The following is a 24,040-nucleotide window of genomic DNA, read 5'->3' on the forward strand; positions in this document are numbered from 1 at the left end:
CATGGAAAAGTTCACCAAGCACACCGGCATTGGCGTCCCGCTGCGCCAGAGCAACGTCGACACCGACCAGATCATCCCCGCGGTGTACCTCAAGCGCATCACCCGGACCGGCTTCGAGGACGCCCTGTTCTCGGCGTGGCGGAAGGACTCCTCCTTCATCCTGAACCAGGAGCCGTACAACGCCGGTTCGGTCCTGGTGGCCGGCCCGGACTTCGGTACCGGTTCCTCCCGCGAGCACGCCGTCTGGGCGTTGAAGGACTACGGCTTCAAGGCCGTGCTGTCGTCCCGCTTCGCGGATATTTTCCGCGGCAACTCGGGCAAGCAGGGGCTGCTGGCTGCGCAGGTGGCCCAGGACGACATCGAGCTCATCTGGAAGGAACTCGAGAACGCCCCGGGCACCCAGGTCACGGTGGACCTCGAGTCCAAGACCGTGGTGTGCGGCAACATCGTGGCGCCCTTTGAGATCGATGACTACACCCGCTGGCGGCTCCTGGAAGGCCTGGATGACATCGGGCTGACCCTGCAGCACGAAGCCGACATCACGGCCTATGAGGCCACCCGCCCGGCTTTCAAGCCCAAGACCCTGCCGGCGAAGCTTTCCTAGCCTGGGGTGCGCCATCCGGCGGCGGGTGCCCGTTCCGCCACGCCCCGCCGCCGGTGCCCCCTTATTTCGGTTCGGTAACGCGACCTCCTATGCTTGGTTGGAGCCTTTGCAAGGTTTTGGGGGCTAGTGATCGTGAGGAAACCGGTATATGAGTAGTGTTCTGACAATCCGCGGCGGTGTCCCGCTTACAGGCCGCGTCAGCGTCCGTGGGGCAAAGAACCTTGTCCCCAAGGCAATGGTGGCGGCGCTGCTGGGCAACGAACCCTCGGTGTTGCGGAACGTGCCGGAAATCAAGGACGTCGAGGTAGTCACCTCCCTGCTGCAGCTGCATGGCGTGACGGTGGAGAAAGACCCCGTCAACGGCGACCTGACCCTTGACCCCAAGGCTGCCAAGACGGCGCCGAGCACCGCGATCGACGCCCACGCCGGCGACTCCCGCATTCCCATCCTGCTGTGCGGGCCGCTGATCCACGCGATCGGCGAAGCCTTCATCCCGGACCTGGGCGGCTGCAAGATCGGCGACCGGCCCATCGACTACCACCTGGACGTCCTGCGCCAGTTCGGTGCCGTGGTGGAGAAACGCCCCGGCGGCATCCACATCTCGGCGCCTAAAGGCCTTCATGGCGCCAAGATCTCCCTTCCTTACCCCTCTGTGGGGGCCACGGAGCAGGTCCTGCTGAGCGCCACCCGCGCGGAAGGCATCACGGAACTTTCCGGCGCCGCCACCGAACCGGAAATTATCGACCTCATCGCCGTGCTGCAGAAGATGGGCGCCATTATCAGCGTCCAGACTGACCGCACCATCCGCATCGAAGGCGTCCGCGACCTGGGCGGCTACAACCACCGCGCCCTTTCGGACCGCAATGAGTCGGCGTCCTGGGCGTCGGCGGCGCTGGTGACCCGCGGCGACATCTTCGTCGAGGGTGCCTCCCAGCGCGACATGATGACTTTCCTGAACACCTACCGCAAAGTGGGCGGCGGAATGGACATCGGCGAGGACGGCATCCGGTTCTACCACAAGGGCGGCAAGCTGAACCCGCTGGTCCTCGAAACAGACGTCCACCCCGGCTTCATGACCGACTGGCAGCAGCCGCTGGTGGTGGCACTCACCCAGGCCGAGGGCGTCTCGATTGTCCATGAAACGGTGTACGAGAACCGCTTCGGCTTTACGGACGCGCTCATCCGCATGGGCGCCAGCATCCAGGTGCACCGGGAGTGCCTGGGCAGCGTCCCGTGCCGCTTCGGCCAACGGAACTTCCTGCACTCCGCGGTCATTTCCGGCCCCACCCAGCTCAAGGGAACCGACATCGACGTTCCGGACCTGCGCGGCGGGTTCAGCCACCTGATCGCCGCCCTGGCGGCCACGGGAACCTCACGGGTCACCGGCATCGACATCATCAACCGCGGCTACGAGCGCTTCACCGAGAAGCTTGCCGGACTCGGTGCCGATTTCGACATCACCACCACGAAGTAGAGCGGGACTGTGAAGGAATCTGCCAAGAGCAGGGCCACATTTGTGTTCATCGCCGGCGTCGTCCGGCCCCTGATGAACCTCATGATGTCCAAAACCTGGGAAGGCACGGAGAAGCTTCCCGCAGGCGGCTTCATTGCCGCGCCCAACCACTGCACCGAAATCGACCCCCTGGTGGTGGGGCACATGCTCTACAACCAGAAGCGGGCCCCGCACTTCCTGGCCAAGGCCGGGCTCTTCAAGGTGCCCGGCCTGGGCCCGCTCCTGCGCGCCACCAAGCAGGTGCCGGTGGAGCGTTCGACGGCGGGAGCGAACCGGTCGCTGCAGGTGGCCCAGGAGATTGTGGCTGAGGGCGGCGCAATCATCATCTACCCGGAGGGCACGCTGACCCGCGACCCCGGGCTTTGGCCGATGAAGGGACACACTGGGGCGGCACGGCTTGCCCTCGAAGGGGGCATCCCGGTGGTGCCCATCGCCCACTGGGGTGCGCACGAGGTCTTCCCCAGGTACGGCAAGCGGTTCCACCTGTTCCCGCGGAAGCGTTCCCGCGTGGTGGTGGGCGATCCCGTGGACCTGAGCGCCTTCAAGGGCCGTCCCCTGGACAAGGCCACACTGAGCGAGGCCACGGAACTGATCATGGACGCCATCACGGAGCTCCTGGCGGGCCTGCGCGGTGAGCAGCCTCCCGCGGAACGCTGGGATCCGGCCAAGCAGCAGCAGGCCAAGCACGGGCGGTTCGTGGAACGCGGGCAGCAGCCGGGCGCAGGAACGGAAGCGCAGTGACCGCTGACGCAAAGCCGGGAGCGGCCCGCACTGTGGCCGTCCTCGGTGCAGGATCATGGGGAACAACGTTCGCGAAGATCCTGGCCGACGCCGCCACCGCCACCGGTACGCCGCGCGCCATCAAGCTGTGGGGCAGGCGCGCCGAAGTGGTGGAAGAGATCAACACCAGCCACCGCAACAGCGACTACCTCAAGGACATCGTCCTGCCGGAAAGCATCACGGCGTCGACCGACGTCCGCGAGGTCCTGGCAGGGGCAGAGCTGGTGGTGGTGGCCGTTCCGGCCCAGTCGCTGCGTCCCCAGCTGCGGGAGTGGAAGGACATGATCGCCCCCGGGGCCGTCGTCGTCTCCCTCATGAAAGGCCTGGAGCTGGGAACCGACGCCCGGATGAGTGAGGTCATCAGCCAGGAACTGGGCCTGCCGCAGGAACGCATCGCGGTCGTCTCAGGCCCCAACCTCGCCATGGAAATTGCCCGTGAGGAACCCACCGCGTCCGTTGTGGCCTGCACGGATTCCGCGACGGCGGGCTGGCTTGCCAGGAGCTGCACCGCCCCCTACTTCCGCCCGTACACCACGGCGGACGTCGTCGGCGTCGAAATTGGCGGCATCGTCAAGAACGTCATCGCGCTGGCCGTGGGCATCTGCGAGGGCAGGCAGATGGGGGACAACACCAAAGCCTCGGTGATTACCCGGGGACTTGCGGAAACATCCCGCCTTGCGCTGGCACTGGGCGGCGAAGCGAAAACCATGGCCGGGCTCGCGGGGCTTGGCGACCTCGTGGCAACGTGTTCCTCCGCGCTCTCCAGGAACCACACGGCCGGCCGGCTGCTGGGACAGGGCCTGACGCTGGAAGAGGTGGGCCGGAAGATGACCCAGACCGCCGAAGGCATCAAGTCCGGCCAGGCCGTCCATGAACTTGCCGGCAAACTCGGCGTCGAAATGCCCATTACTGCCGCCGTCGTGGCGGTGCTGGCAGGCAAGCTGTCCGTTGACCAACTGGGGCCGGTTCTGCTGTCCCGGGAATTGAAACCTGAAGGCGATTACTGACCATGTCCCAAGACAAACCCACCACAGGCCAAACGGCCCCCACCAGGAAGCCGCGCGTTGCCGTGCTTTTTGGCGGCCGTTCCAGCGAGCACGCCGTGAGCTGCGTCACGGCGGCAGGTGTGCTGGGTGCCATCAATAAGGACAAGTACGAGGTCATCCCCATCGGGATCGCCAAGACCGGGCAGTGGGTTCTCGCCCCCGCCGAGACGGCCCAATGGTCCCTGGCGGCATCATCGCTCCCGGAAGTTGTGCCGTCGTCGGAAACCGTCACCCTGGCCGAGATCGGCGGGGAACACCAGCTGATCGTGGCCGCGCCCAACCAGGTTCCGCAGGAACTGGGCGCCGTCGACGTGGTCTTCCCGCTGCTGCACGGCCCGTTCGGCGAGGACGGCACCATCCAGGGTCTCCTCGAGCTCTCGGATACGCGCTACGTCGGCGCCGGGGTCCTGGCATCGGCCGTCGGCATGGACAAGCACTACATGAAGGTGGTCTTCGAAGCTGCCGGGCTGCACGTGGGCCCGTATGTGGTGGTGACCGACCGGCAGTGGCGCAAGGACCCCGAAGCCGTGCGTAAGCAGGTGGACCGCCTCGGGTTCCCCGTCTTCGTCAAGCCGGCCCGTGCGGGGTCCTCGATGGGCATTTCGAAAGTCGACTCCCTCGAGGGGCTGGACGCCGCCATCGAGGAAGCCCGCCGCCACGACCTCAAGCTTGTGATCGAAGCCGGCATTGTTGGACGCGAAATCGAATGCGCGGTCCTGGAGGGCCGGGGCACGGACGCGCCTCGGACGTCGATGCCCGGCGAAATCTCCGTCGCCGGGGGCACCCACGAGTTCTACGACTTCAACGCCAAGTACGTCGAGGATGACGCCGCAGCCCTCAGCTGCCCGGCCGACATGCCTGCGGACGCTATTTCCCGGGTCCGTGAGCTGGCTGCCGCCGCCTTTGACGCAGTTGGGGCCGAGGGGCTCAGCAGGGTGGACTTCTTCTACACTCCCGAGGGCGAATTGATCATCAATGAGATCAACACCATGCCCGGCTTCACGCCCAAGAGCATGTACCCCCAGATGTGGGCGGCAACAGGATTGGGCTACGCCGACCTCATCGACGAACTGATCTACCTGGCACTGAACCGCAACACCGGACTCCGCTGATCCCCACCGGCACCCTAACCTCGCTCCGCTTCGGCCAGGGAACCCTGCCGGCGTGGGCCCACACACCGGCACCCTAACCTCGCTCCGCTTCGGCCAGGGAACCCTGCCGGCGTGGGCCCACACACCGGCACCCTAACCTCGCTCCGCTTCGGCCAGGGAACCCTGCCGGCGTGGGCCCACCGGCAGGTTACTGGCTCTTGGGCAGGTTCTGCAGATCCTCCTGGCCTACGCAGTTCCGGGACGACGGAACATTGCCGGCCGCTGCTGCCAAGTCCGCCAGCACTGTCGCGGAGCTGATCTTGTCAGGGTCCATCAGGACCTCCGTGGCGGGTTCCCTGCCGTAGGTGGTCAGCGTCCACACCGGGTCGCCTTCCTTGATCACCCAGTCAATGCCGTTGACGGTGACGCAGCGGTCGGTCGTCGGCCCCGGAACGTTCACGCCGCAACGGAGAATGACAAGGGACGGATCGCCCCAGGCCGCGGTGGCCTGGCTGTTGGTCTTCCGCAGTTTGGAATCGCCGATGGCATCCGGCAGGGCCACCATCATGGGCGCACACGCCGGGTTGGCGGCGTCCTTGGCGGCGGTGACATCAACGGTGGGGGAGCAGGCAGTCAGTGAAAGGGCGGCAATGGCCCCAACCGCCGCGGTCCTGGCGGCGCGGGCGGACAGGGGCAGCTGGGGATGGTGCATGCTTCCAGCCTATCGCCGCCGCAGTCCCCGTCCGGACACAATGTCGGCCCGGCGCGGTAGCGTAGTGGCGTGCCTGAAGACCTCCGTAACCGCGTTGACCGCCAGCCCACCGTGGCAGGCCTTTCCGAAGCCGACCTGCTGGCCCGGATCTTTCCGCGCCTGCGCATGGAGGGCGGCCACAACTCCAACTTGCTCCTCGGCCCGGGGGATGATGCCGCCATCGTCGCGGCTCCGGACGGGAAGACCGTCATCAGCATCGACACCCAGGTCCAGGACCAGGATTTCCGGCTCCTGTGGCCCAACGGCTACCGCACCACCGGTTTCGACGTCGGCTGGAAGGCCGCGGCGCAGAACCTTAGCGACATCAACGCCATGGGCGCGCATGCCACGTCCATCGTGGTCAGCCTCACGCTTCCCGTTGACACGCCGGTCCGCTGGGTGGAGGACCTGGCGGACGGGCTGAGGGCCGGAATCCGGGAACTCGGGGCAGTCCACTGTTCCGTGGCGGGTGGCGACCTTGGCCGGGGCCGGGAAATTTCGGTGACCGCCGCGGTCCTGGGAAACCTTGACGGCGGGCGGCCCGTCCTCAGGTCCGGCGCACGGCCCGGGGACATCCTCGCACTGGCCGGAACCGTCGGCCACGCGGCGGCGGGCCTGGCCCTGCTCGAATCGGGCGTGCCGCTGGACTCCCTTACACCCGCAGAGCAGGCCTTTGTCGACCTGCAGTGCCGTCCGCGGCCGCCGTTGGAAGCCGGCCCGGCAGCCCGCGCTGCAGGTGCAACGGCGATGCTGGACATCTCGGACGGACTCCTGCGCGACGGGAAGCGGCTGGCCACGGCCAGCCATGTCGCGGTGGCCCTCGATCCAGCGCGTCTTACCCAGTTGGCGGACCTGTTGGGCCCCGCCGCGGCGCGGCTGGGAGCAGATGCCGCACCGTGGGTCCTGGGCGGCGGGGAGGACCACGGGCTGCTGGCCACATTCCCGGCCGGCGTTCAGCTGCCACCCGGATTCACTGCGATAGGCTCGGTACATGCACTCGGCACCGACGAAGGCCCGGGTGTCCTGATAGCTGGCCGGGCCGCGGACACCGGGGGATGGGATCACTTTGCACACTAAGGTTGCCGCCAACGCGCTGGCGATGAAGAGGTGGCTGGGCAAGGCTGAAACTGCCCTGGGAAACCACAGCGACCGGCTCAACGCCATCAACATCTTCCCGGTCGCTGACGGCGATACCGGCACCAACCTCTACCTCACGGTCCGCGCTGCCGCCCGGTCGCTGGTGCTGGACGCGGACCAGCCGGCCCCTGTGGACGTCGGGGAAGTTCTTTCCAAGGCCGGGCAGGCAGCCATGGAGGAGGCCAGGGGAAATTCCGGAACCCTCTTTTCCGTCTTCCTGTGCGCAGCCGCCGAGCCACTGGCCGGGCACACCCGGCTGACGTCCACCCTCCTGTCGGCAGCCCTGAACCGTGCCCAGATCCGCGCCTGGTCTGCGCTGAGTGATCCCGTTCCGGGAACCATGCTTTCGGTGATGGAGGCGGCAGCCCGTGCGGCTGGGGCCGTCGACGCCGGCCAGGACGGCGATGACAGCAACCACGCCCTGGGCCTGGCGCTGGACGCAGCCGTGGAGGGAGCCCTGGCTGCCGTGATCCACACCGAGGAGCAGCTCGATGCACTCCAGTCTGCCCGGGTGGTGGACGCCGGCGGCGTGGGGATGCTGTTGATCCTCGACTGCCTCCGCTCAGCCGTCATGGGACAGGAACTGCAGGGCGAGCTCCTGGACGGCCTGCACGGCTACGATGTCTCCGATCCCCACATCCACACCTCCATGCCGGACGACGACGGCGTGGAAGTCATGTGCACCATCAGCCTTTCGCCCTTGAACGCCGCAACCCTCCGGCAGCGGCTGGACGAGATTGGCGAGTCCGTGATCATGAGCCAGGTTGGCAACGGGCCGGACGCCGAAGGGAACTATAGATGGCGGGTCCACGTGCACGTGCCGGACGCTGCCCCGGCTGCAGCAATCATCCGGTCCCTGGGCGAGCCCTCCCAGATCACCATCAGCGAACTGGCGCTGCCCAGGGATCCTGATGCGGATGCGGTGAACACCGGCGGGCATGAACGCTGAGCTGGAACTGGCCCTGGAGCGGCGGATCGGGAAGCGTTCGGCGGCAGTCATTGAGAAACATCTCGGCATAACCACCGTGCAGGGCCTCCTCAACTACTTCCCGCGCCGCTACATGAGCCGCGGTGAGCTGACGCCCATCACGGAGCTGCCGCTGGATGAGGACGTCACCCTCATTGCCAGGGTTCTGTCCAGCAGCACCCGGCATATGCAGGCACGGCGCGGGACCATCACCGACGTCATCGTTTCCGATGACGACGGGCAGCAGGGGCTTCGTCTGGTGGGTGGCCGCGATTACAAGGGAAAAGTTCCGGGGACCCTCAAAATCAGCTTCTTCAACGGGTTCAAGGCGAAAAACGAACTCCTGCAGGGACGCCGCGCCCTGTTTTCGGGCAGGGTTACCAGCTTCAAAGGGAAGCTTGGGCTCACCAACCCGGACTTCCAGCTCCTGGACGAGGATCCGTTCAGCGATGGGGGCCAGGACCCTGAAAAGCTTGCGGCCATGCCCATCCCGGTCTATCCGGCCACGGCCAAGCTGCCCAGCTGGAAGATCCAGAAGGTGATCGCCACGCTGCTTGAGACCTCGGACCTGGGCGCGGTGCCGGACCCGGTGCCCCCGCTGGTCGCGGCCAGGGAAAACTTCCTGCCCGTGGCCGACGCCTACCGACTCATCCACGTGCCTGAAACCGCCGCCGACTGGAAGCGTGCCCGCGACCGGTTCCGTTACCAGGAAGCCCTGGTGCTGCAGTCAGCGCTTGCCCGGCGCCGGGCCCAGCTCGCCGCGGAGGAAGCCACCGCCCGGCGCCCTGTCGGCGAAGGCATCCTGGCTGCCTTCGACCAGGCGCTGCCCTTTACCCTCACGGCCGGCCAGGCCGCCGTCGGCAGGACCCTCGCCGGGGAGCTGGCGCAGGACACGCCGATGAACCGGCTGCTCCAGGGCGAAGTGGGCTCCGGAAAGACCGTCGTGGCGTTGCGGGCCATGCTCCAGGTGGTGGACGCCGGCGGCCAGGCCGCGCTCCTGGCCCCCACCGAAGTGCTCGCAGCCCAGCATTACGACTCCATCCGCCGCACACTGGGTCCGCTGTCCAGCGACGGACTCCTGGGCGGCCTGGCCGGAGGCAACGGGCCGTCCGTCCAGGTCACCCTGTTGACCGGGTCCATGCCCACGGCGGCACGGAAGCAAGCCATGCTGGATGCGGCCTCAGGGACGGCCGGGATCATCATCGGCACCCACGCGCTCCTCAGCGACAACGTCTCGTTCTACGACCTGGGCCTGATCGTGGTGGACGAGCAGCACCGCTTCGGAGTGGAACAGCGCGATGCACTGCGGGCCAAGGCCCGGAAGCCGCCGCATCTGCTGGTCATGACCGCCACCCCTATTCCGCGCACCGTGGCAATGACCGTGTTCGGTGACCTCGAAACCTCCACCCTCGATGAACTGCCCAAGGGCAGGGCCCCCATCACCACCCATCTCGTGGGCCTCGCCGAGAACCCCGCCTGGGCGGGACGGATCTGGGCGCGCGCCCGGGAGGAGATCGACGCCGGCCACCAGGTGTACGTGGTCTGTCCCAAGATCGGAACGGACGACGACGGCGACTTCAGCCCCGGGGAGGCCGCACCACCGGGGGTGGAGGCGGAGGAGGCCAGGGAACTGGCGTCCGTCACCGCCGTCGTGGACCACCTGCTGGCTGAGCCCTCACTGGCGGGGGTTCCGCTGGCGCCCCTTCACGGGCGCCAGGACCCCGAGGTGAAAACGGACACCATGGCCGGGTTCACCGCCAACCGCATCAAACTGCTCGTCTCCACCACCGTGATCGAGGTGGGGGTGGATGTGCACAACGCCACCCTGATGGTGATCCTGGACGCCGACAGGTTCGGGATCTCCCAGCTGCACCAGCTTCGCGGGCGGGTGGGCCGCGGCGGGCTGCCCGGAACCTGCCTGTTGGTCACCGCCCTTGAACCCGGCCACCCCAGTCGGAGGCGGCTGGAGGCCGTGGCTGCAACCACTGACGGTTTCGTCCTGTCGCAGGAAGACCTCAAGCTGCGGCGCGAGGGCGATATCCTTGGTGCTTCCCAGTCCGGCGGCCGGTCCACCCTGAAGCTGCTGCGGGTCCTCGAACACGAAGACGTAATAGCCCGGGCCAGGGACGACGCCCAGGCAATCGTCGGCGGTGACCCGCTGCTGGCCGGCCACCCCGGCCTCGCCGATGCCATTGAGCAGTACCTCAACCCCGAGAAGGAGGCGTTCCTTGAACGCGGTTAGCAACGAGGGCGCACCGGGCGCCGCCGGATCGCGGTGGGCGCCGTGACGCGGATCATCTCCGGGGCCGCCGGCGGCACACCGCTGGCAGCTGTTCCAGGATCGTTGACCCGGCCTACGACGGACCGGGTCAAGGAAGCGCTCTTCTCCCGCCTCGATGCCTTCGACGTGATCGCCGGCGCCCGGGTGCTGGATCTTTATGCCGGTTCCGGTGCCCTGGGCGTGGAAAGCGGCAGCAGGGGAGCGCGGGCGGTGGACCTGGTCGAGTCGGACGCCAAGGCCAGCGCCGTGTGCCAGCGCAACGCTGACCTCATCAATGGAGTGCTGGGCCAGAAAACCGTAACCGTCCACCGCTCCAAGGTGGAGCCGTTCCTTGACCGCGCGGCGGCAACGGCCGCCTGGGACCTGGTGTTCCTGGACCCGCCGTATCCGCTGGAGGACGGCACGCTGTCGGCGGTGCTGCAGAAGCTCGCGGTCCACCTGGGCCCCGGAGCCGTGGTGGTGGTGGAACGCTCCTCGCGGTCGCCGGAACCGGGCTGGCCGGAGGGGATGACCAGGTTCGCCGAAAAGAAATACGGGGAGACCAGGCTGTGGTTTGCGGAGCCGTTTGTTCCTGACGCCATCGCCCCCGGTGACTTGGCTGACGGTGACCTGGCGGACGCTGACGGGGCTGAGTCCCCGGGCGCCTAGGCCGAGAAAGGGTCCAGGTCCACTCCGGCCAGGACCTTTGCGGGGTGGGGGCCGCGCGATGTCAGCTCAGCTGTCCACGATTCCGGCCAGGGGCCCTGGGTCCCCGCAAGGATGATGTTTCCCGGATACCTGCCCTGGAACATGCCGGCCTCGGCAACGGCGCCCACATCGGCCATGGCCCCGCGCATCGCCGCCACCTGGCTCCTGACGAGCGTGAGCGCCGGCTCGTCACCCACATTCACGATCAGGAGCCCTTCCGGGCCCAGGCGCTCCCCGGCCTCGCGGTAAAAACTGCTGTTGGCGATGTGCGCCGGTGCCTCCGGGCCGGAGAAGATGTCCAGGATCACGACGTCGAACGTGAGGCCCGGGTCAAGCGCACCGAGTGCTTCGCGGGCATCGCCGATGACGGTGGTCAGGTTTGTCCCCTCGGGCATCGGAAGGTGCCGCAGGACAAAGTCCAGCAGTTCACGTTCCAGCTCCACCGCGTACTGGGTCGAGCCCGGACGGGTCGCCTGGATGTACCGCGCCAGCGTCAGAGCCCCTGCCCCCAGGTGGAGCGCCCTGATCGGTTCCCCGGCCGGTGCCGCCAGATCCACCAGGTGCCCGATCCGGCGCAGGTACTCGTAGAAGATGTCTTCCGGCCGGTCAAGGTTGACGTGTGACTGTTCGGCGCCGCCGATGCGCAGGACGTAGCCGCCATCGGTAAAGGCGTCGGGTTCGATCGTGGCGTGCTGGCCGGTGGTCCGCAGGAAGCGGCTGGCGCCACTGCCGCCGCGGCCGGACATCAGAGCCTGCCGCGCAGGGTTGCCAGCCGCTCGGCGGCCTCCTCCAGGACTTCGGTCCTCTTACAGAAGGCAAAGCGGAGCAGGCTTCGTGTCCGTTCCGCGCCTTCCGGGTGGCAAAAGACCGGAACAGGGATGGCGGCGACCCCCACCAGTGCCGGCAGGCGCCGGGCCAGGTCCAGCGCGTCCGTGATGCCCAGCGGGGCTGTATCCACATTGACGAAGTAGGTTCCCTGCGGAGAAAAGACGTCAAAGCCGGCAGCCCGGAGCCCCGCGCTGAGAATGTCCCGCTTCTGCTCCAAAGCAGAGGCGATGCCGGTGTAGAAGCCATCCGGCAGGGCCAGTCCCCGGGCGATCGCTGCCTGGAGGGGGGTGCCGGAACTGTAGGTGAGGAACTGCTTTACCGTCCGGACCGCCGCGACCAGTTCCCCGGGGCCGCTCAGCCAGCCGATCTTCCAGCCGGTGAGGGAAAACGTCTTGCCGGCGGAGGAAATGGTGATGGTCCGGTCAGCGGCGCCCGGAAGAGTGGCCACGGGGGTATGGCTCACGCCGAAGGTGAGGTGCTCGTACACCTCGTCGGTGATGATCATGCTGCCGTGCCTGGCCGCAAGATCCACCACCCGCTGCAGGATTGCCGGCGGAAAAACGGCTCCCGTGGGATTGTGCGGGTTGTTCAGCAGCACCACCCGCGTCCGTTCGTTGAAGGCTGCCTCCAGCGCCGCCAGGTCCGGCATGAAGTCCGGGGCCGCCAGGGGGACAGTGGTGTGGGTGGCTCCGGAGAGTCCAATCACCGCGCCGTAGGAGTCGTAGAACGGTTCAAACGTGAGGACTTCATCGCCCGGCCCGGCGAACGCCAGCAAGGAGGCGGCGATGCCCTCGGTAGCCCCGGTAGTGATGATGACTTCCGTTGCCGGGTCCGGCGCCAGCCCGTAAAAGCGCTCCTGGTGCGCGGCCACCGCCTCCCGGAGTTCCGGAAGGCCCTTGCCCGGTGCGTACTGGTTGGCACCGGCCGCAATGGCGGCCCGCGCCGCCTCCCTGATTTCCGCCGGCCCGTCCTCATCGGGGAAGCCCTGTCCCAGGTTGATGGCCCCCGTCTGGACGGCCAGGGTGGTCATCTCTTCGAAGATGGTGACTCCGAGTCCGCCGTCCGGGGCCAGGAGGTTTGCTCCGAGCGCGGTGCGCTGCCACGGAGCAGGTGCCAGGGGTGTGGAAAGTTCCCGTGCTCGATGCATCCAGTCATGGTATCCCGGCCTTTCCATGAGGTAGGTTCGGAGCATGAGACGCGCTGTGTGCCCCGGATCCTTCGACCCCATCCACAACGGCCATCTCGAAGTCATTGCACGGGCTGCCGGTCTTTTCGACGAGGTCATTGTGGCCATCTCCACCAACTATGCGAAAAAGTACATGTTCAGCCTGGAAGAGCGGCTGGAGATGGCGCGCGAGACCCTGGCGTCGCTTAAAGGAATCGTGGTGGAACCGGTGGGTGAGGGGCTCCTGGCGGAGTACTGCCGCCAGCGTGGTGTCTCCGCCATTGTCAAAGGACTGCGGTCGTCGTCGGACTTTGACTACGAGCTTCCCATGGCCACCATGAACCGGCAGTTGAGCGGGGTGGAGACGGTCTTCCTCCCGGCAGAGGCCAGCTACGTCCATCTGTCCTCCACCCTGATCAAGGAGGTGGCTGTCCTGGGCGGCAGCGTCTCGGACTATGTGCCCCGGTCGGTGCACCGGCGCATGGTTTCCGGCGAGCCTTCGCCGGATCAGCAGCCAAAGCGGTAGGCTGGATCGGTACTTCGGCGCTGCCCGCTGCCGGTTTGAGTCACCATGGCTCTTCAGGCTAAGATGGTACGTCGGTCATATGTTCAACAGGAGTTCTCATTAACAGAGATGCTGGTTCGCCCTTGGCGTTCGACGTCAAGGACCTCGGGCGCAGCCCGGGAAGCATGCGGACACTGAAGGAACATGTACCCGCACCGGGTGATCTTGGTGTGGCGCTCATTGGTGTTCAGGAAGGCTCGGATGTCGAGCTCGACCTGAGGCTGGAGGCCGTACACGAAGGAATTCTGGTATCAGGAACCGTTATCGCCGAAGTAACCGGCGAGTGCGGCCGATGCCTGGATCCCCTTGCGTATGACCTTGAGGTCAATGTGCAAGAACTTTTCTTCTACGAGGGCACTGAGCTCTCGGATGGAGAAGAAGATGAAGAGCAACGTCGAGTCGAGCACGATGTAATCGATCTTGAACCGGTGTTGCGGGACGCGGTTGTCACCAATCTGCCGTTCCAGCCGGTGTGCCGGGAAGACTGCCAGGGCCTTTGCTCCGAATGTGGAGTTCGCCTGGAAGACGAGCCGGGGCACCACCACGAGGTCCTGGATCCTCGCTGGGCTGCCCTAGCTGATATGGCTAAGCCTGACCGGCAAAATTGATTTGTACGTGTTTGTCTAGAGAGAAATGAGTTAGCCGTGGCTGTTCCCAAGCGGAAAATGTCTCGCTCGAATACCCGCGCCCGCCGCTCGCAGTGGAAGGCGACCGCCCCCCACCTGGTGAAGACCGTTGAGAACGGCCAGGTCACCTACAGCCTGCCGCACCAGGCAAAGGTCGTTACCGACTCTGCTGGCACCGCGCTGTTCCTTGAGTACAAGGGCCGCAAGGTCGCTGACGTCTAATCGGCCCCAACAGGCTGACTGATGTCTTCAACTGAAGAGCTTCTGAAGCGTCTCGGTGTCTCTATTGACGCCGGGACGCTTCGTCTTGCGCTTACCCACCGCTCGTACGCGTACGAGAACGGCGGTATCCCCACCAACGAGCGCCTCGAGTTCCTGGGCGACTCCATCCTGGGCTTTTCCGTCACTGATGCCCTGTACCGGGACAACCCGGACCTGCCCGAAGGCGAACTCGCCAAGCGCCGGTCCGCCGTCGTCAGCACCCGTGCCCTTGCGGGCATCGGACGCAGCCTGGGCATTGGTGAGTACATTTACCTGGGCCAGGGCGAGAAACTTACCCACGGCAAAAACAAGGCATCCATCCTCGCGGACACCATGGAGGCCCTGATCGGGGCAACCTACGTCTCCAACGACATCGAGACCGCGCGGCAGCTGGTCATGCGGCTGATCGGACCGCTGCTGAAGGATGCCGCCGTCCTGGGCGCCGGCACCGACTGGAAGACCAGCATCCAGGAACTCGCGGCCAGCCGGCAGCTGGGCAGCATCCATTACGCAGTGGATGGCTCCGGCCCGGACCATGCCCGCACCTTCACCGCTGTGCTGAACATCGGTGGAACGGCCTACGGCAAGGGCTCCGGGCATTCCAAGAAGGAAGCGGAGCAGGAAGCCGCGGCCGACGCCTGGCGTGTACTTTCGGGCGCCGAGACACGGAGTGCAGCCGGCACGTCCGCGGGCTCCGTGACCGCCACGTAGTGTTCCATGCCTGAACTGCCCGAGGTCGAAGTGGTGCGCCGCGGCCTGGTGAGCTGGGTCCGCGGCCGGACCATCAGTGCTGTCGACGTCCTGGATCCGCGCTCTGTCCGGCGCCATGCCCTTGGGCCCGGGGACTTTGCCGGCAACCTTGAGGGTGCAACGGTGTCCGACGTCGTGCGCCGCGGCAAGTTCCTCTGGATGCCGCTGACGGACGGCTCCGCTGCACCGGAAAATCCTGGGACCGCACCGGTACCGGAAGTCGCGCTCATGGCACATCTGGGGATGAGCGGGCAACTCCTGATGCAGGATCCGGACGTCCCCGATGAAAAGCACCTCAAGGTCCGCCTCCGCCTGAGTCCACGGGAGGGCATGCCGGACCAGCTGCGGTTCGTGGACCAGCGGATCTTCGGCGGCCTGTTCGTTACCGCTTTAGTACCCACGGACGACGACGGCCCCGGCGGCCTGGCAGAGTCCCCCCTTCCGCTGATCGCCGCGGAAGCTGCCCACATCGCGCGCGACCCCCTGGACCCGTCCTTTTCCTTCGACCTCTTCTACCAACGCCTCCGCAAACGGAAGACGGGCTTGAAGCGGGCACTCTTGGACCAGGGGCTGGTGTCCGGCATTGGCAACATCTACGCCGACGAAGCCCTGTGGCGGGCCCGCCTGCATTTCGCCCGGCCCACCGACACCCTTCGCCGCAGCGAGGCGCGGCGCGTCCTGGACAGCGCCCGGGAGGTCATGCTCGATGCCCTCGCCGCAGGAGGAACCAGCTTCGACTCGCTGTACGTCAACGTCAACGGCGCCTCAGGCTACTTTGACCGGTCCCTCAGCGCCTATGGCCGCCAGGGCGAGCCGTGCAAGCGGTGTGCCGCAGCCGGGATCAACGCGATCATTCGGCGGGACCAGTTCATGAACCGGTCGTCCCACACCTGCCCGGTCTGCCAGCCACGGCCGCGCAACGGCCGCTGGTAACTTGGCCTGACGAAACGGAGGGACTCTGCGGATTCTGCGGTTCCTGAATGTGGAATCCGCTGGAACACTGGGGTGATGAAGCCCGCGGTTCCATTCACCAGCACGAGGTGGCCCTCATGACGGTCCTGAAACGTTTGTGTCTTACAGGGGCGGGTGCAGCCGTCGCGCTGGCCGGCGTTGCCCTGGTGCTGAACCAGGCCACGGCTGAACCCCTGAAGACGTCGGCAGTAATGCTGGCGTCCACGGAAACCGGAGGAGTTGCCGCGCTCAGCCAGCCGCAGGCGTCCCTGCCTGCTGCATCCCGTTCCGGGCAGGGGCAACGGCCACTGGAAGTTCTGCCACCCGTCCAGGCACCGCCGCGCGCCCTTCCACTGCCCGCCGCTCCGGCCCCGCTGGTGCGGGCCCCGCTTCCGGCGGCGGCCTCGGCGAGGAATTCGGTAGTCCGGGGCTTTCCGTCCAACATTGTTTCTTTTCCGGACAAGACCGTGCCGGTCTTCACCGCCGTAAGTCCGGGGGAGGGGGCCATGGAGTTCACAGCGGAGGGCATCACTCCGCTGACTATCGACCAGGCCCTTGCCCACTTCCAACAGAGCCTGTTCAAGACTGGATTCCGAAGCGAAGCTGCCCAGGCCGGCCAGGGCGGGGCTGCTATAAATCTTGTCCGGGGCAAGGACCAGATAACTGTTTCCGCCACAAGCACGGGAACCGGCGCCACCCACTTCAGCCTGCTCGGAAGATTCCACACCAGTGCGGGTAAGTAAGCATGTATATTTCCGTCTCTGACCGTAACGTCGGCCAAGGCGGGACAGAACAGGCACGCACTGCTGTTCCCTTCAGGTTCGCCCCGACCATCGTTTGGCTCGGTATCGTCAGCCTGTTTACCGATGTCTCCTCGGAGTCAGTGGCGGCGGTTCTTCCCCTGTACCTCACAGGCTACCTGGGCCTCTCGGTGATCGCGTTCGGTGTCCTGGACGGTATCAACCAGGGCGCGGGTTCGCTGGTCCGGATCGCGGCCGGATGGTATTCGGACCGCGCCGGCCGGCCCAAATATGTTGCACTGGCCGGTTACGGCCTGTCCGCCACGGCGAGGTTGGCATTGCTTTTTGCCGGGGGATTCTGGAGCCTCACCGGCACTATCACCGCGGACAGGATCGGCAAGGGAATCCGGACCGCGCCGCGGGACGCCCTGATCACAGTCAACGCGCAGCCTGAGCACCTTGCACGGCATTTCGGCGTCCACCGCATGCTCGACACCGTCGGCGCGGCGCTCGGTCCCCTGCTGGCCGCCGCCATCCTGCTTCTCATACCATCCGGATATTCCACCGTCTTTGTGGTTTCCCTGGCCTTTGCCGTGATTGGTGTGGCGGCACTGGCGCTATTTGTCCCGGACTTGCCGGCCCTAAAACTGCGCACCGCGTCCGGAAGCAGAAAGGCGGGTCCTGCACCCATCATCCGGTGGAGGACGCTGCACCGCAGCGGACTCGGCCGCCTCCTGATTACCGCGGGACTTTTTGGCCTGCTAACGGTCGGTGACGGATTCATCTACCTGGCACTCCAGGACCGCAATGCCTTCGAACTGCAATGGTTTCCGATGCTGTACGTGGGCACCAACGCCGTCTTCCTGGCGCTGGCCATCCCGCTGGGGAGGCTCGCCGACCGCTGGGGACGGACCAAGGTGTTCGTCGCCGGCCACCTTGCCCTGTTGGCCTGCTACCTGCTGGCTGCCCTCCCTTTCACGGGCGCAGGAGCAGTTGCAGGGTGCCTGGTCCTCCTCGGCATCTTTTACGCGGCGACTGACGGGGTCCTGACCGCATTGGCAAGCCAACTGGTTTCTCCGGAGCGTCTGGCCACAGGAATAGGTGCAGCCCAGACGGTTGTGGCGGTGAGCAGGATGGTTGCTTCGGCCGGATTCGGTGTCCTGTGGTTCGCGGTGGGGCCCACCGCAGCTCTGATCCTCGTGGGTTGCCTGCTGGCCCTCGCGGTGCTGGCCTCGCCGCTGCTCCTTGGCCGCGCCAAAGCAGCTAAGGTGCATGCATGATCCTTCGTGCCAGGCCCACCGGTGACAAAGGCCGGTGGGCCGTACTGCTGCTTGTCGCTGCCATGGCCCTTGCGGGAGCCGGTTTCTTCGCCTTCCAAGCCGTCCAGCGTTTCCAGGAAAGCCAGGCGGCGGCCTCCGAATCCGACGTCTCCGCGGGAGGGTCTCCGTTGCCCGCGGAACCGTTCGTCCTCTTCCGCAACACGGCCTCGGGCCAGGCCTACGGTCAGGCCGCCACGGTTTCCTTGTCCGATCCGGCCGGCGCCCGTGCGGTCAGCGGCGTGGACTGCGACCGGACCTATGGAACCAGGAGCGCAGTCATCTGCCTGCGCACCCAGCGGGGCCTCGTTACCCGTTTTGAGGCTTCCCTGTACGACAGGAATTGGCAGCAACAACGCAGTTGGGCGCTGCGCGGCATACCCAGCCGGGCCAGGATTGACAGCACGGGAAACTCGGTCGCCACCACAGTCTTCGTCACAGGCCATTCCTACGCCGGCGCAGGTTTTTCAACCGAAACTTCGATCACCCCGCTCGGGGCCGGCAGTGAATCGGGCAGCCTGGAGGAGTTTGCCCTGGTGGTGAACGGAGAAAGGGTCATGGCCAACGACCGCAACATCTGGGGGGTGACGTTCGTCCCCGGCCAACCGGATGCCTTTTATGCCACGGCTGCATCCAGCGGCCGTATCTGGTTGGTCGAGGGCAGCGTTTCGGAACGCACCCTTACTGCTGTCTACGACGGAGCGGAGTGCCCCTCCATCTCTCCGGACGGAACACGCGTGGCCTACAAAAAGAATGCCGCCGGCCCGCTCGATCCCCATTGGAATATCGCTGTCCTTGACCTGGCCAGCGGCAGTGAGACCGTTCTTCGGGAGACAGCGAGTGTTGATGACCAGGTGGAGTGGCTCGACAACGCCACCCTGCTTTATGGACTTCCGCGGTCCGATGAGGCGGGCGACAGCGATATCTGGCAGATCGGCGTGGACCCGGCCGCCAATCCTGTGCTGTTCATCGAACATGCCTGGTCACCCTCCGTTGTCCGCTGATTCGCGGCGGTCGTTCAGGCCGGATCCGGCGCGAAGACAACGTCGACAAAGTAGTTGGTGCCGGACGATGTCCGGTTGGGCACAGCCGTTCCCGTCCCATACCTGAAGAGACCGTTTTTTGCGGCTGGAGCCACGAGCACCCCGCTGGTCCAGTCTTTGGTAAAGAAGTTGCTGGTGTACGAGTACTTGCCCGCTGGGGCGTTGTAGGACACCACATACGTGGACCCCACCGTGAGCCTGACGGGCGTTGAGAGGACGGCTGTCTGCCATCCGCTCGCTGTCTCGTTCGCGTAGGTCACCCCCGCCACCTTGACGCCGGACGGATCCCACAGGGCGCCCGTATGGACTCCGGTATTGTTTGGCCCCTTGTAAAAGCGCAGGGCAGTAACCGTCCCGGGCGCCGTGGTCCGGAACGCAGTACCCAGATCGATGGCCCGGGTCTCCGTAGACGTCGCAACCTGCGGCTGAATGCTGGAGAAGAGCGTCTGGCTGGGTGGCGGGGGGCTCGCGGTGGTGAACTGCCAGGAGGTGGGCGCGAGGACGGCGCCGCTCGTGGAAACCACGTTACTGGCGCTTGCCGTGATGGCAGCGCCCGCCGGCAGGAGTTGCGCGGGGCTGAAAGTGATGGTCCGCCCGTCGGCCGACAGGGCGGAACTGCCCGTAATGCTGGTTCCTCCGGTGGAAAGCAGCAACGCCGAGCCCGGCTGTACCGCCGCTGACAACGTCAGTGCGGGTTTGGTGTCCACCGCCACCCCCGTTGCGTTAGCTGCGGGTGAGAGGGAGCTGACCGTCAGCGACGCTGTGGCTGTGCTTGTGAAGACCACGTCCACAAGGTAGCTGTTGCTGGACGAGTTGCCGGGGAAATCACTGCTGTACGAGTATCCGCCCGAGCCCTGCGTGGTGCGCAACGGGCCACTGGTGAAGCCGGTGGAGAACCCGCCCTGGGTGTAGGAGTAGGTGCCGGTGGGGGACTTGTAGGCGGCTATGTATTCAGTGTCGGCGGCTATGGCCACTGGTTGGCTGAAGGTTGCCGTTTGCCACCCGGCGGTGGATTCCCCGGAGAACGTGACGCTGGCCAGTTGCTGCCCTGCCGCGGTGAACAGCGTTCCCGTGTGCGTTCCGGTGTTTCCAGCGGCTTTGTAGAACCTGATTCCGGTGATGTTGCCACTGGCGGAGCTGGCGAACCGCACTCCCAGTGACAGCGGGACACCGTCTTTGACCTCGAGGGTGGTGGGCGTCACCGTGTCCTGGTAGAGCGTGCAGGGGCACGTGCCTTCGACCCGTGGCGGAGGAACCGTGGTGAAGGTCCAGCTGCCGCCGGCGCTGAGCTGCTGCCCTGTGCTGGACGTGGCAGTGACGGTTGCCGTGTAGGTTGAGGACGGGTTCAGGGGAACGGACGGTGTGAAGGTCACCTTTCCGGCCGTGGAGTCGAAAGCCGTGGCCCCTGGCACTCCCGCACCATCAGGCCCGGTAAGGACCAGGGCAACCGTTGAGGCTGTGGCCGGCTTGGAGAACGTCGCCGATACCAGGGTGTTAAGGGGAACACTCGACGAGCCGGGAAGCGGCGTTTGGCCGGTCGCGGTGAACGGCGGATCCGGATACTGGACCACGACGTCCACCAGGTAACTCGTTGTCGAGCGGTTGGCCGGGAAATCGCTGGTGTAGGAGTAGGCTCCGGCGTCGGACACCGCCCGGAGGTTGCCCGACGAGAGGCCGGAACCAAAGCCGTTGACAGTGGCCGAATACGTGCCGGTGGTGCTCTTGTACGCCATGATGTATTCGGTGTTTGCGGTCATTGCCACTGGCTGGTTGAAGTAGGCCGTCTGCCATCCCGAGGTTGACTCATTCGCAAACGTGACAGTCGCCAGGGCGGTGCCCGACCCCGAGAAGAGCGTTCCGGTGTGGGTTCCGGTGTTGCCTGCCGACTTGTAGAACCGCACGCCGGTCACAGTGCCGTCAGCGGTGCTGGAGAAGCGTATGCCCAGGGTCAGCGGCGTCCCGTCCTTGACCTCCGGGATGCCGGGCTGGACCGAGTCGTCGTAGAAGCTGCATGGGCAGGTGCCGGGGGTCGGTGGAGAGACGACTGTCGTAAACGACCACGTCCCTCCCGCCGTCAGGGTGCCGCCCGTGGAAGCAGTCGCCGAGAGTACGGCGGTGTACGTCGTCGCCAGCGCCAACGGGGAGGACGGCGTAAAGGTCGTCTTGCGGCTCACGGAGTCGTACACCGTTGTTCCGGCCACCTGGGTACCGTTCGCGGCCGTGAGGTTGAGCTGTACGCTGGAGGCCGTCACGGGCTTGGAGAATACAGCGCCCACGGTGGTCGACTGGGGAACGCTTGAGGATCCCGGCAACGGCCACTGTCCCGAGGCCGTCAGGGGAGTGTTGTCCGTGGTGTCGAAGACTGCGTCCACGAAGTAGTTTCCGTTGCCGTACGAGGCGGACGGATACGTATCAGGGCTGCCGTAGACGCCTGCCGCCGGGCTTCCGAATCCTCCCGCCACCGTCATGGGCGGATCGCTGAAGCCGAAGTACGCCCACTGGTAGTCCTTGACCGCGTAATGTCCTTTCGGATCGGTGTAGGAGACGGTGTAGGTCGTCCCTGCGGTGACAGCCACAGGCTGGGTGAAGAGAACCTTTTGCCAGCCGGTTGCGGTTTCGGAAGCGAAAGTAGCGCTGGCAAGCCGCTGTCCGTCAGGGCTCCACAGCGAACCGACATGGGTTCCGGTGTTGGACGTGCTCTTGTAGAAGCGCACGCCGGTAATGAAACCGTCGGTGGTGGGGGTGAACTTCATGCCGAGTTCGTAGGCTCCGCCGTCCTGGCCGTCGTCCACCGCGGGGACTTGCTGCCCGAAGACGGTGTACGGGCCGCTAAGCGAAATACTCCGGGTAGCCGCGGTGCCGGCGTTCGCGCTGTCGTCGATTGCCCGGACCCGGATGCTGGCGGTGGACAGGCCCTTCTGGATGTAGGTGTACGTCCAGTTCTGCTTTCCCTGGGCAGGGTGCCAGGTGTTGCCGCCGTCCGTTGACACCTCGACGCCGGCCACGATGCCCCCGGTGTCGGTGGCGGTTCCGGATACCGTCACGGACGATCCGTGCGCGATGGTGGTGCCGTCTGCGGGGGAGGTGATGGACACCGTCGGTCCTGCTGTGTCGGTGCTGGCGCTCGCAGCCGTCAATGCCGCGTCAAGAGTGGCGGGTTGGGCTCCCATGTCCGCCAGAAGGTTGACCTGCGCCTGCTGCATCCGGGGATCAGGAGCCGCGCCGGGGCCGTCATGTTGCTGGTCGAGCCCCCAGGTCCACTGCACGCTGCCTGCAGAGAACACCAAGGCCCCGCTGGCGGCCTTGTACAGCGTGACGTTATGGGTTGTTGTGCCGGGCTTCACGGTATTGCCGAAGTCCTGCAGGTACTGGTCCACGGCCCCGGTAGTGGTGGAGAGCCTGACCAGTCCTGCAGGCCTGAAACCGTTGTCCAGATCTTCGTCCGATTCGTAGCCCACTGTGTGGGGCGCAAGTTGGGCGGAGCCTCCCACGGGGAGCGAGGCAAGGGACGTGTTGCGCCATAGACGGGACTTCCCCTCCGCTGCGCTCACCGTGACCGGCAGGTCCGTGAAGTTGGACATGTACATCGTGCCTGTCAGGCCGTTCTCCGGCCGTCCGCCGCCATTGGCGGGTGCGGCATAGCGGGGATCGCGCCACGTTCCCGTCCATTCAGTGCTCGGGTCGATTTTGGCGTTCGACCAGGTTTCCTTGTAGGAGACCAGGGTGCGGTACGCCGCCCCGTCCGTTTTCGATGGTTCATATCTGGTGCGCCAGTAGGCTTCATTGCCGGACAGGAACTGCATATTCACTCCGGCATCGCGCGCTTTCTCGACATTGGCGCGCTGGGCGCCGGACCAGTACTCGTCGTGGCCCACGGACAGGAACACTTTGTGGTTGAGCAGCAGCGAACCGTTCCGGTCAGTGTCCACGCCGCTGATGTAGGAGACGTCATAGCCGTTCTTTTCGAGGAACCTGACCAGGGGGTACTCATTGCTGAAGTAGAAGTCACGTCCATCGGGACCGCTGCGGGTGGCGACGGGCCGGTTGTAGCTGATCTTGTAGGCGCGCCCGTTGCTGCCGCCTTCATAGAAATCGGAACCGCCGTAGGTGTTATAGGCCTGCCAGGTCGGGTCGGAGGTCTGGAAGACCACAGGGGCCTGGCTGCTGTCGTTGCGGACGATGAAGGTGATGTGGCTCCGGCCGCCGGTGTCGGGACGGTTGAGGACTGCAAGGTAGATGCCGGAGACGGCTGTGGACGGGACCTGCCACGTGGCGGAGACGGCCCACGTGCCGCAGTCGTAAAGTCCGGTGGCCACGTCCGACGTACATTGCGGCTGGGCCTGCCGGAGCGCGGAGGGAACCACATCGGCGACCTTCCGGGCACCAAGTCCCTGGTACCACCCGGTCCGGTAGATCGCGATGGTGTAGTTGCTGGCGGTTGTATCGATTTTGAACTGCAGCGGTTGGCCCGCGTTGACGCTGATGTCCGTCGAAAAGCCCTGCAGGGTGCTGTCACCGGCTCCGTCGATGTCCCATTCCGAGGACGGGCTGCCCGGCTTCGAATTCTCGCACGCAATGGGATTGAGCAGCGGCGCGCAAGGGTCCGCGGCGTAGGCGGACTGGAGGACTCCCAGGGGTGCAAATGCGGGAAGCAATGCTGCAAGAAGAGCGAGTACCAACGTGGCAGCTGTCCTTTTCAGGACCAGCCGGTGATGCGCCTTCGATGCGGGCATTGTGAACTCCTGGGTTGAAGCGAAGGTATCGGCGGGACATTGGCGTCCCTGCCGAAAGCCGCTCCCCCCGGGGCAGCCAAACCAAGATATTCAGTTGTCCCTGCGTCAGGACCCAATAACCGGAGCTGTCTGCACTGGCAGTTGGAAGGCGTTGGCGGGAACCGGTCCGAAAGACCTTCGAGACCACCAACGCCAGCCAGCAGGC

21 protein-coding genes are annotated in these 24,040 nt (G+C 65.9%); 17 read left to right on the top strand and 4 right to left on the bottom strand.

The features are described 5' to 3' along the window. Position 1 precedes the first annotated feature (1 nt). The 5 genes from leuD to PUN51_RS13650 all read left to right on the top strand — a co-directional run bounded on the left by leuD (position 2) and on the right by PUN51_RS13650 (position 5,055). Entirely contained in the window at positions 2–604 is a 603-nt protein-coding gene (leuD, locus tag PUN51_RS13630; RefSeq protein ID WP_159631713.1) for a 3-isopropylmalate dehydratase small subunit, read from the top strand. A gap of 148 nt (positions 605–752) precedes the next feature. Beyond that, positions 753–2,078 (top strand): UDP-N-acetylglucosamine 1-carboxyvinyltransferase, encoded by a 1,326-nt coding sequence (gene murA / locus PUN51_RS13635; RefSeq protein WP_026265620.1) that lies wholly within the window; start codon positions 753–755, stop codon positions 2,076–2,078. 9 nt (positions 2,079–2,087) lie between these two features. Next, a complete protein-coding gene (locus PUN51_RS13640; protein WP_275181307.1) occupies positions 2,088–2,858 on the top strand; it encodes a lysophospholipid acyltransferase family protein in 771 nt (256 codons plus the stop codon). Further along, a complete protein-coding gene (locus tag PUN51_RS13645; RefSeq protein WP_159631715.1) occupies positions 2,855–3,904 on the top strand; it encodes an NAD(P)H-dependent glycerol-3-phosphate dehydrogenase in 1,050 nt (349 codons plus the stop codon). The genes PUN51_RS13640 and PUN51_RS13645 overlap by 4 nt, the downstream gene beginning before the upstream one ends. Positions 3,905–3,906: 2 nt before the next feature. Next, entirely contained in the window at positions 3,907–5,055 is a 1,149-nt protein-coding gene (locus tag PUN51_RS13650) for a D-alanine--D-alanine ligase family protein (protein ID WP_275181308.1), read from the top strand. A 187-nt stretch (positions 5,056–5,242) separates the two neighbouring features. Here PUN51_RS13650 and PUN51_RS13655 read toward each other — a convergent pair whose 3' ends face one another. Next, entirely contained in the window at positions 5,243–5,746 is a 504-nt protein-coding gene (locus PUN51_RS13655) for a DUF3515 domain-containing protein (protein WP_275181309.1), read from the bottom strand. Between the two features lie 69 nt (positions 5,747–5,815). Here PUN51_RS13655 and thiL point away from each other — a divergent pair, with 69 nt between their 5' ends. From thiL to rsmD, 4 genes are read left to right on the top strand one after another with little or no spacing between them, the layout of a single operon-like run. Then, positions 5,816–6,862 (top strand): thiamine-phosphate kinase, encoded by a 1,047-nt coding sequence (thiL, locus tag PUN51_RS13660; protein ID WP_224026414.1) that lies wholly within the window; start codon positions 5,816–5,818, stop codon positions 6,860–6,862. 22 nt (positions 6,863–6,884) lie between these two features. Next, positions 6,885–7,871: a DAK2 domain-containing protein gene (locus PUN51_RS13665; protein WP_159635397.1), complete on the top strand. Its 987-nt coding sequence runs from the start codon at positions 6,885–6,887 to the stop codon at positions 7,869–7,871. Then, positions 7,861–10,131 (top strand): ATP-dependent DNA helicase RecG, encoded by a 2,271-nt coding sequence (locus PUN51_RS13670; protein ID WP_275181310.1) that lies wholly within the window; start codon positions 7,861–7,863, stop codon positions 10,129–10,131. Before PUN51_RS13665 ends, PUN51_RS13670 begins: the two co-directional genes overlap by 11 nt. A 42-nt stretch (positions 10,132–10,173) precedes the next feature. Continuing rightward, positions 10,174–10,818: a 16S rRNA (guanine(966)-N(2))-methyltransferase RsmD gene (rsmD, locus tag PUN51_RS13675; RefSeq protein WP_275181311.1), complete on the top strand. Its 645-nt coding sequence runs from the start codon at positions 10,174–10,176 to the stop codon at positions 10,816–10,818. Here the strand turns inward: rsmD and PUN51_RS13680 are convergent. Beyond that, on the bottom strand, positions 10,815–11,603 hold the full coding sequence (locus tag PUN51_RS13680) for a spermidine synthase (RefSeq protein ID WP_275181312.1): 789 nt from the start codon (positions 11,601–11,603) through the stop codon (positions 10,815–10,817). The two genes, rsmD and PUN51_RS13680, sit on opposite strands and share 4 nt — an antisense overlap. Continuing rightward, positions 11,603–12,832, bottom strand: coding sequence for an aminotransferase class I/II-fold pyridoxal phosphate-dependent enzyme (locus PUN51_RS13685; protein WP_275181313.1), 1,230 nt, complete (start codon positions 12,830–12,832; stop codon positions 11,603–11,605). Before PUN51_RS13685 ends, PUN51_RS13680 begins: the two co-directional genes overlap by 1 nt. A gap of 43 nt (positions 12,833–12,875) precedes the next feature. Here PUN51_RS13685 and coaD point away from each other — a divergent pair, with 43 nt between their 5' ends. The 8 genes from coaD to PUN51_RS13725 all read left to right on the top strand — a co-directional run bounded on the left by coaD (position 12,876) and on the right by PUN51_RS13725 (position 19,063). Next, positions 12,876–13,376 (top strand): pantetheine-phosphate adenylyltransferase, encoded by a 501-nt coding sequence (gene coaD / locus PUN51_RS13690; RefSeq protein WP_159631722.1) that lies wholly within the window; start codon positions 12,876–12,878, stop codon positions 13,374–13,376. A 122-nt stretch (positions 13,377–13,498) separates the two neighbouring features. Further along, complete coding sequence (locus PUN51_RS13695) at positions 13,499–14,023, top strand: YceD family protein (RefSeq protein WP_275181314.1); 525 nt, start codon at positions 13,499–13,501, stop codon at positions 14,021–14,023. Positions 14,024–14,059: 36 nt separating this feature from the next. Beyond that, complete coding sequence (gene rpmF / locus PUN51_RS13700) at positions 14,060–14,263, top strand: 50S ribosomal protein L32 (protein WP_009356569.1); 204 nt, start codon at positions 14,060–14,062, stop codon at positions 14,261–14,263. A gap of 21 nt (positions 14,264–14,284) precedes the next feature. After that, positions 14,285–15,013, top strand: a complete 729-nt coding sequence (gene rnc, locus PUN51_RS13705; protein ID WP_224026410.1) for a ribonuclease III — start codon at positions 14,285–14,287, stop codon at positions 15,011–15,013. Positions 15,014–15,019: 6 nt separating this feature from the next. After that, positions 15,020–15,985, top strand: a complete 966-nt coding sequence (mutM, locus tag PUN51_RS13710; protein WP_275181315.1) for a bifunctional DNA-formamidopyrimidine glycosylase/DNA-(apurinic or apyrimidinic site) lyase — start codon at positions 15,020–15,022, stop codon at positions 15,983–15,985. A gap of 116 nt (positions 15,986–16,101) precedes the next feature. Beyond that, positions 16,102–16,746 (top strand): hypothetical protein, encoded by a 645-nt coding sequence (locus tag PUN51_RS13715; protein WP_275181316.1) that lies wholly within the window; start codon positions 16,102–16,104, stop codon positions 16,744–16,746. A 2-nt stretch (positions 16,747–16,748) separates the two neighbouring features. After that, a complete protein-coding gene (locus tag PUN51_RS13720) occupies positions 16,749–18,023 on the top strand; it encodes an MFS transporter (RefSeq protein WP_275181317.1) in 1,275 nt (424 codons plus the stop codon). Continuing rightward, the gene (locus PUN51_RS13725) at positions 18,020–19,063 is read left to right on the top strand and encodes a TolB family protein (RefSeq protein WP_275181318.1); all 1,044 of its coding nucleotides are present in this window, start codon (positions 18,020–18,022) and stop codon (positions 19,061–19,063) included. The genes PUN51_RS13720 and PUN51_RS13725 overlap by 4 nt, the downstream gene beginning before the upstream one ends. A gap of 14 nt (positions 19,064–19,077) precedes the next feature. Here PUN51_RS13725 and PUN51_RS13730 read toward each other — a convergent pair whose 3' ends face one another. Then, complete coding sequence (locus PUN51_RS13730) at positions 19,078–23,835, bottom strand: DUF4082 domain-containing protein (protein WP_275181319.1); 4,758 nt, start codon at positions 23,833–23,835, stop codon at positions 19,078–19,080. Positions 23,836–24,040 lie beyond the last annotated feature (205 nt).

Origin of the sequence: Arthrobacter sp. NQ4, assembly GCF_029077345.1 — a bacterium.
GTDB lineage: Bacteria > Actinomycetota > Actinomycetes > Actinomycetales > Micrococcaceae > Arthrobacter.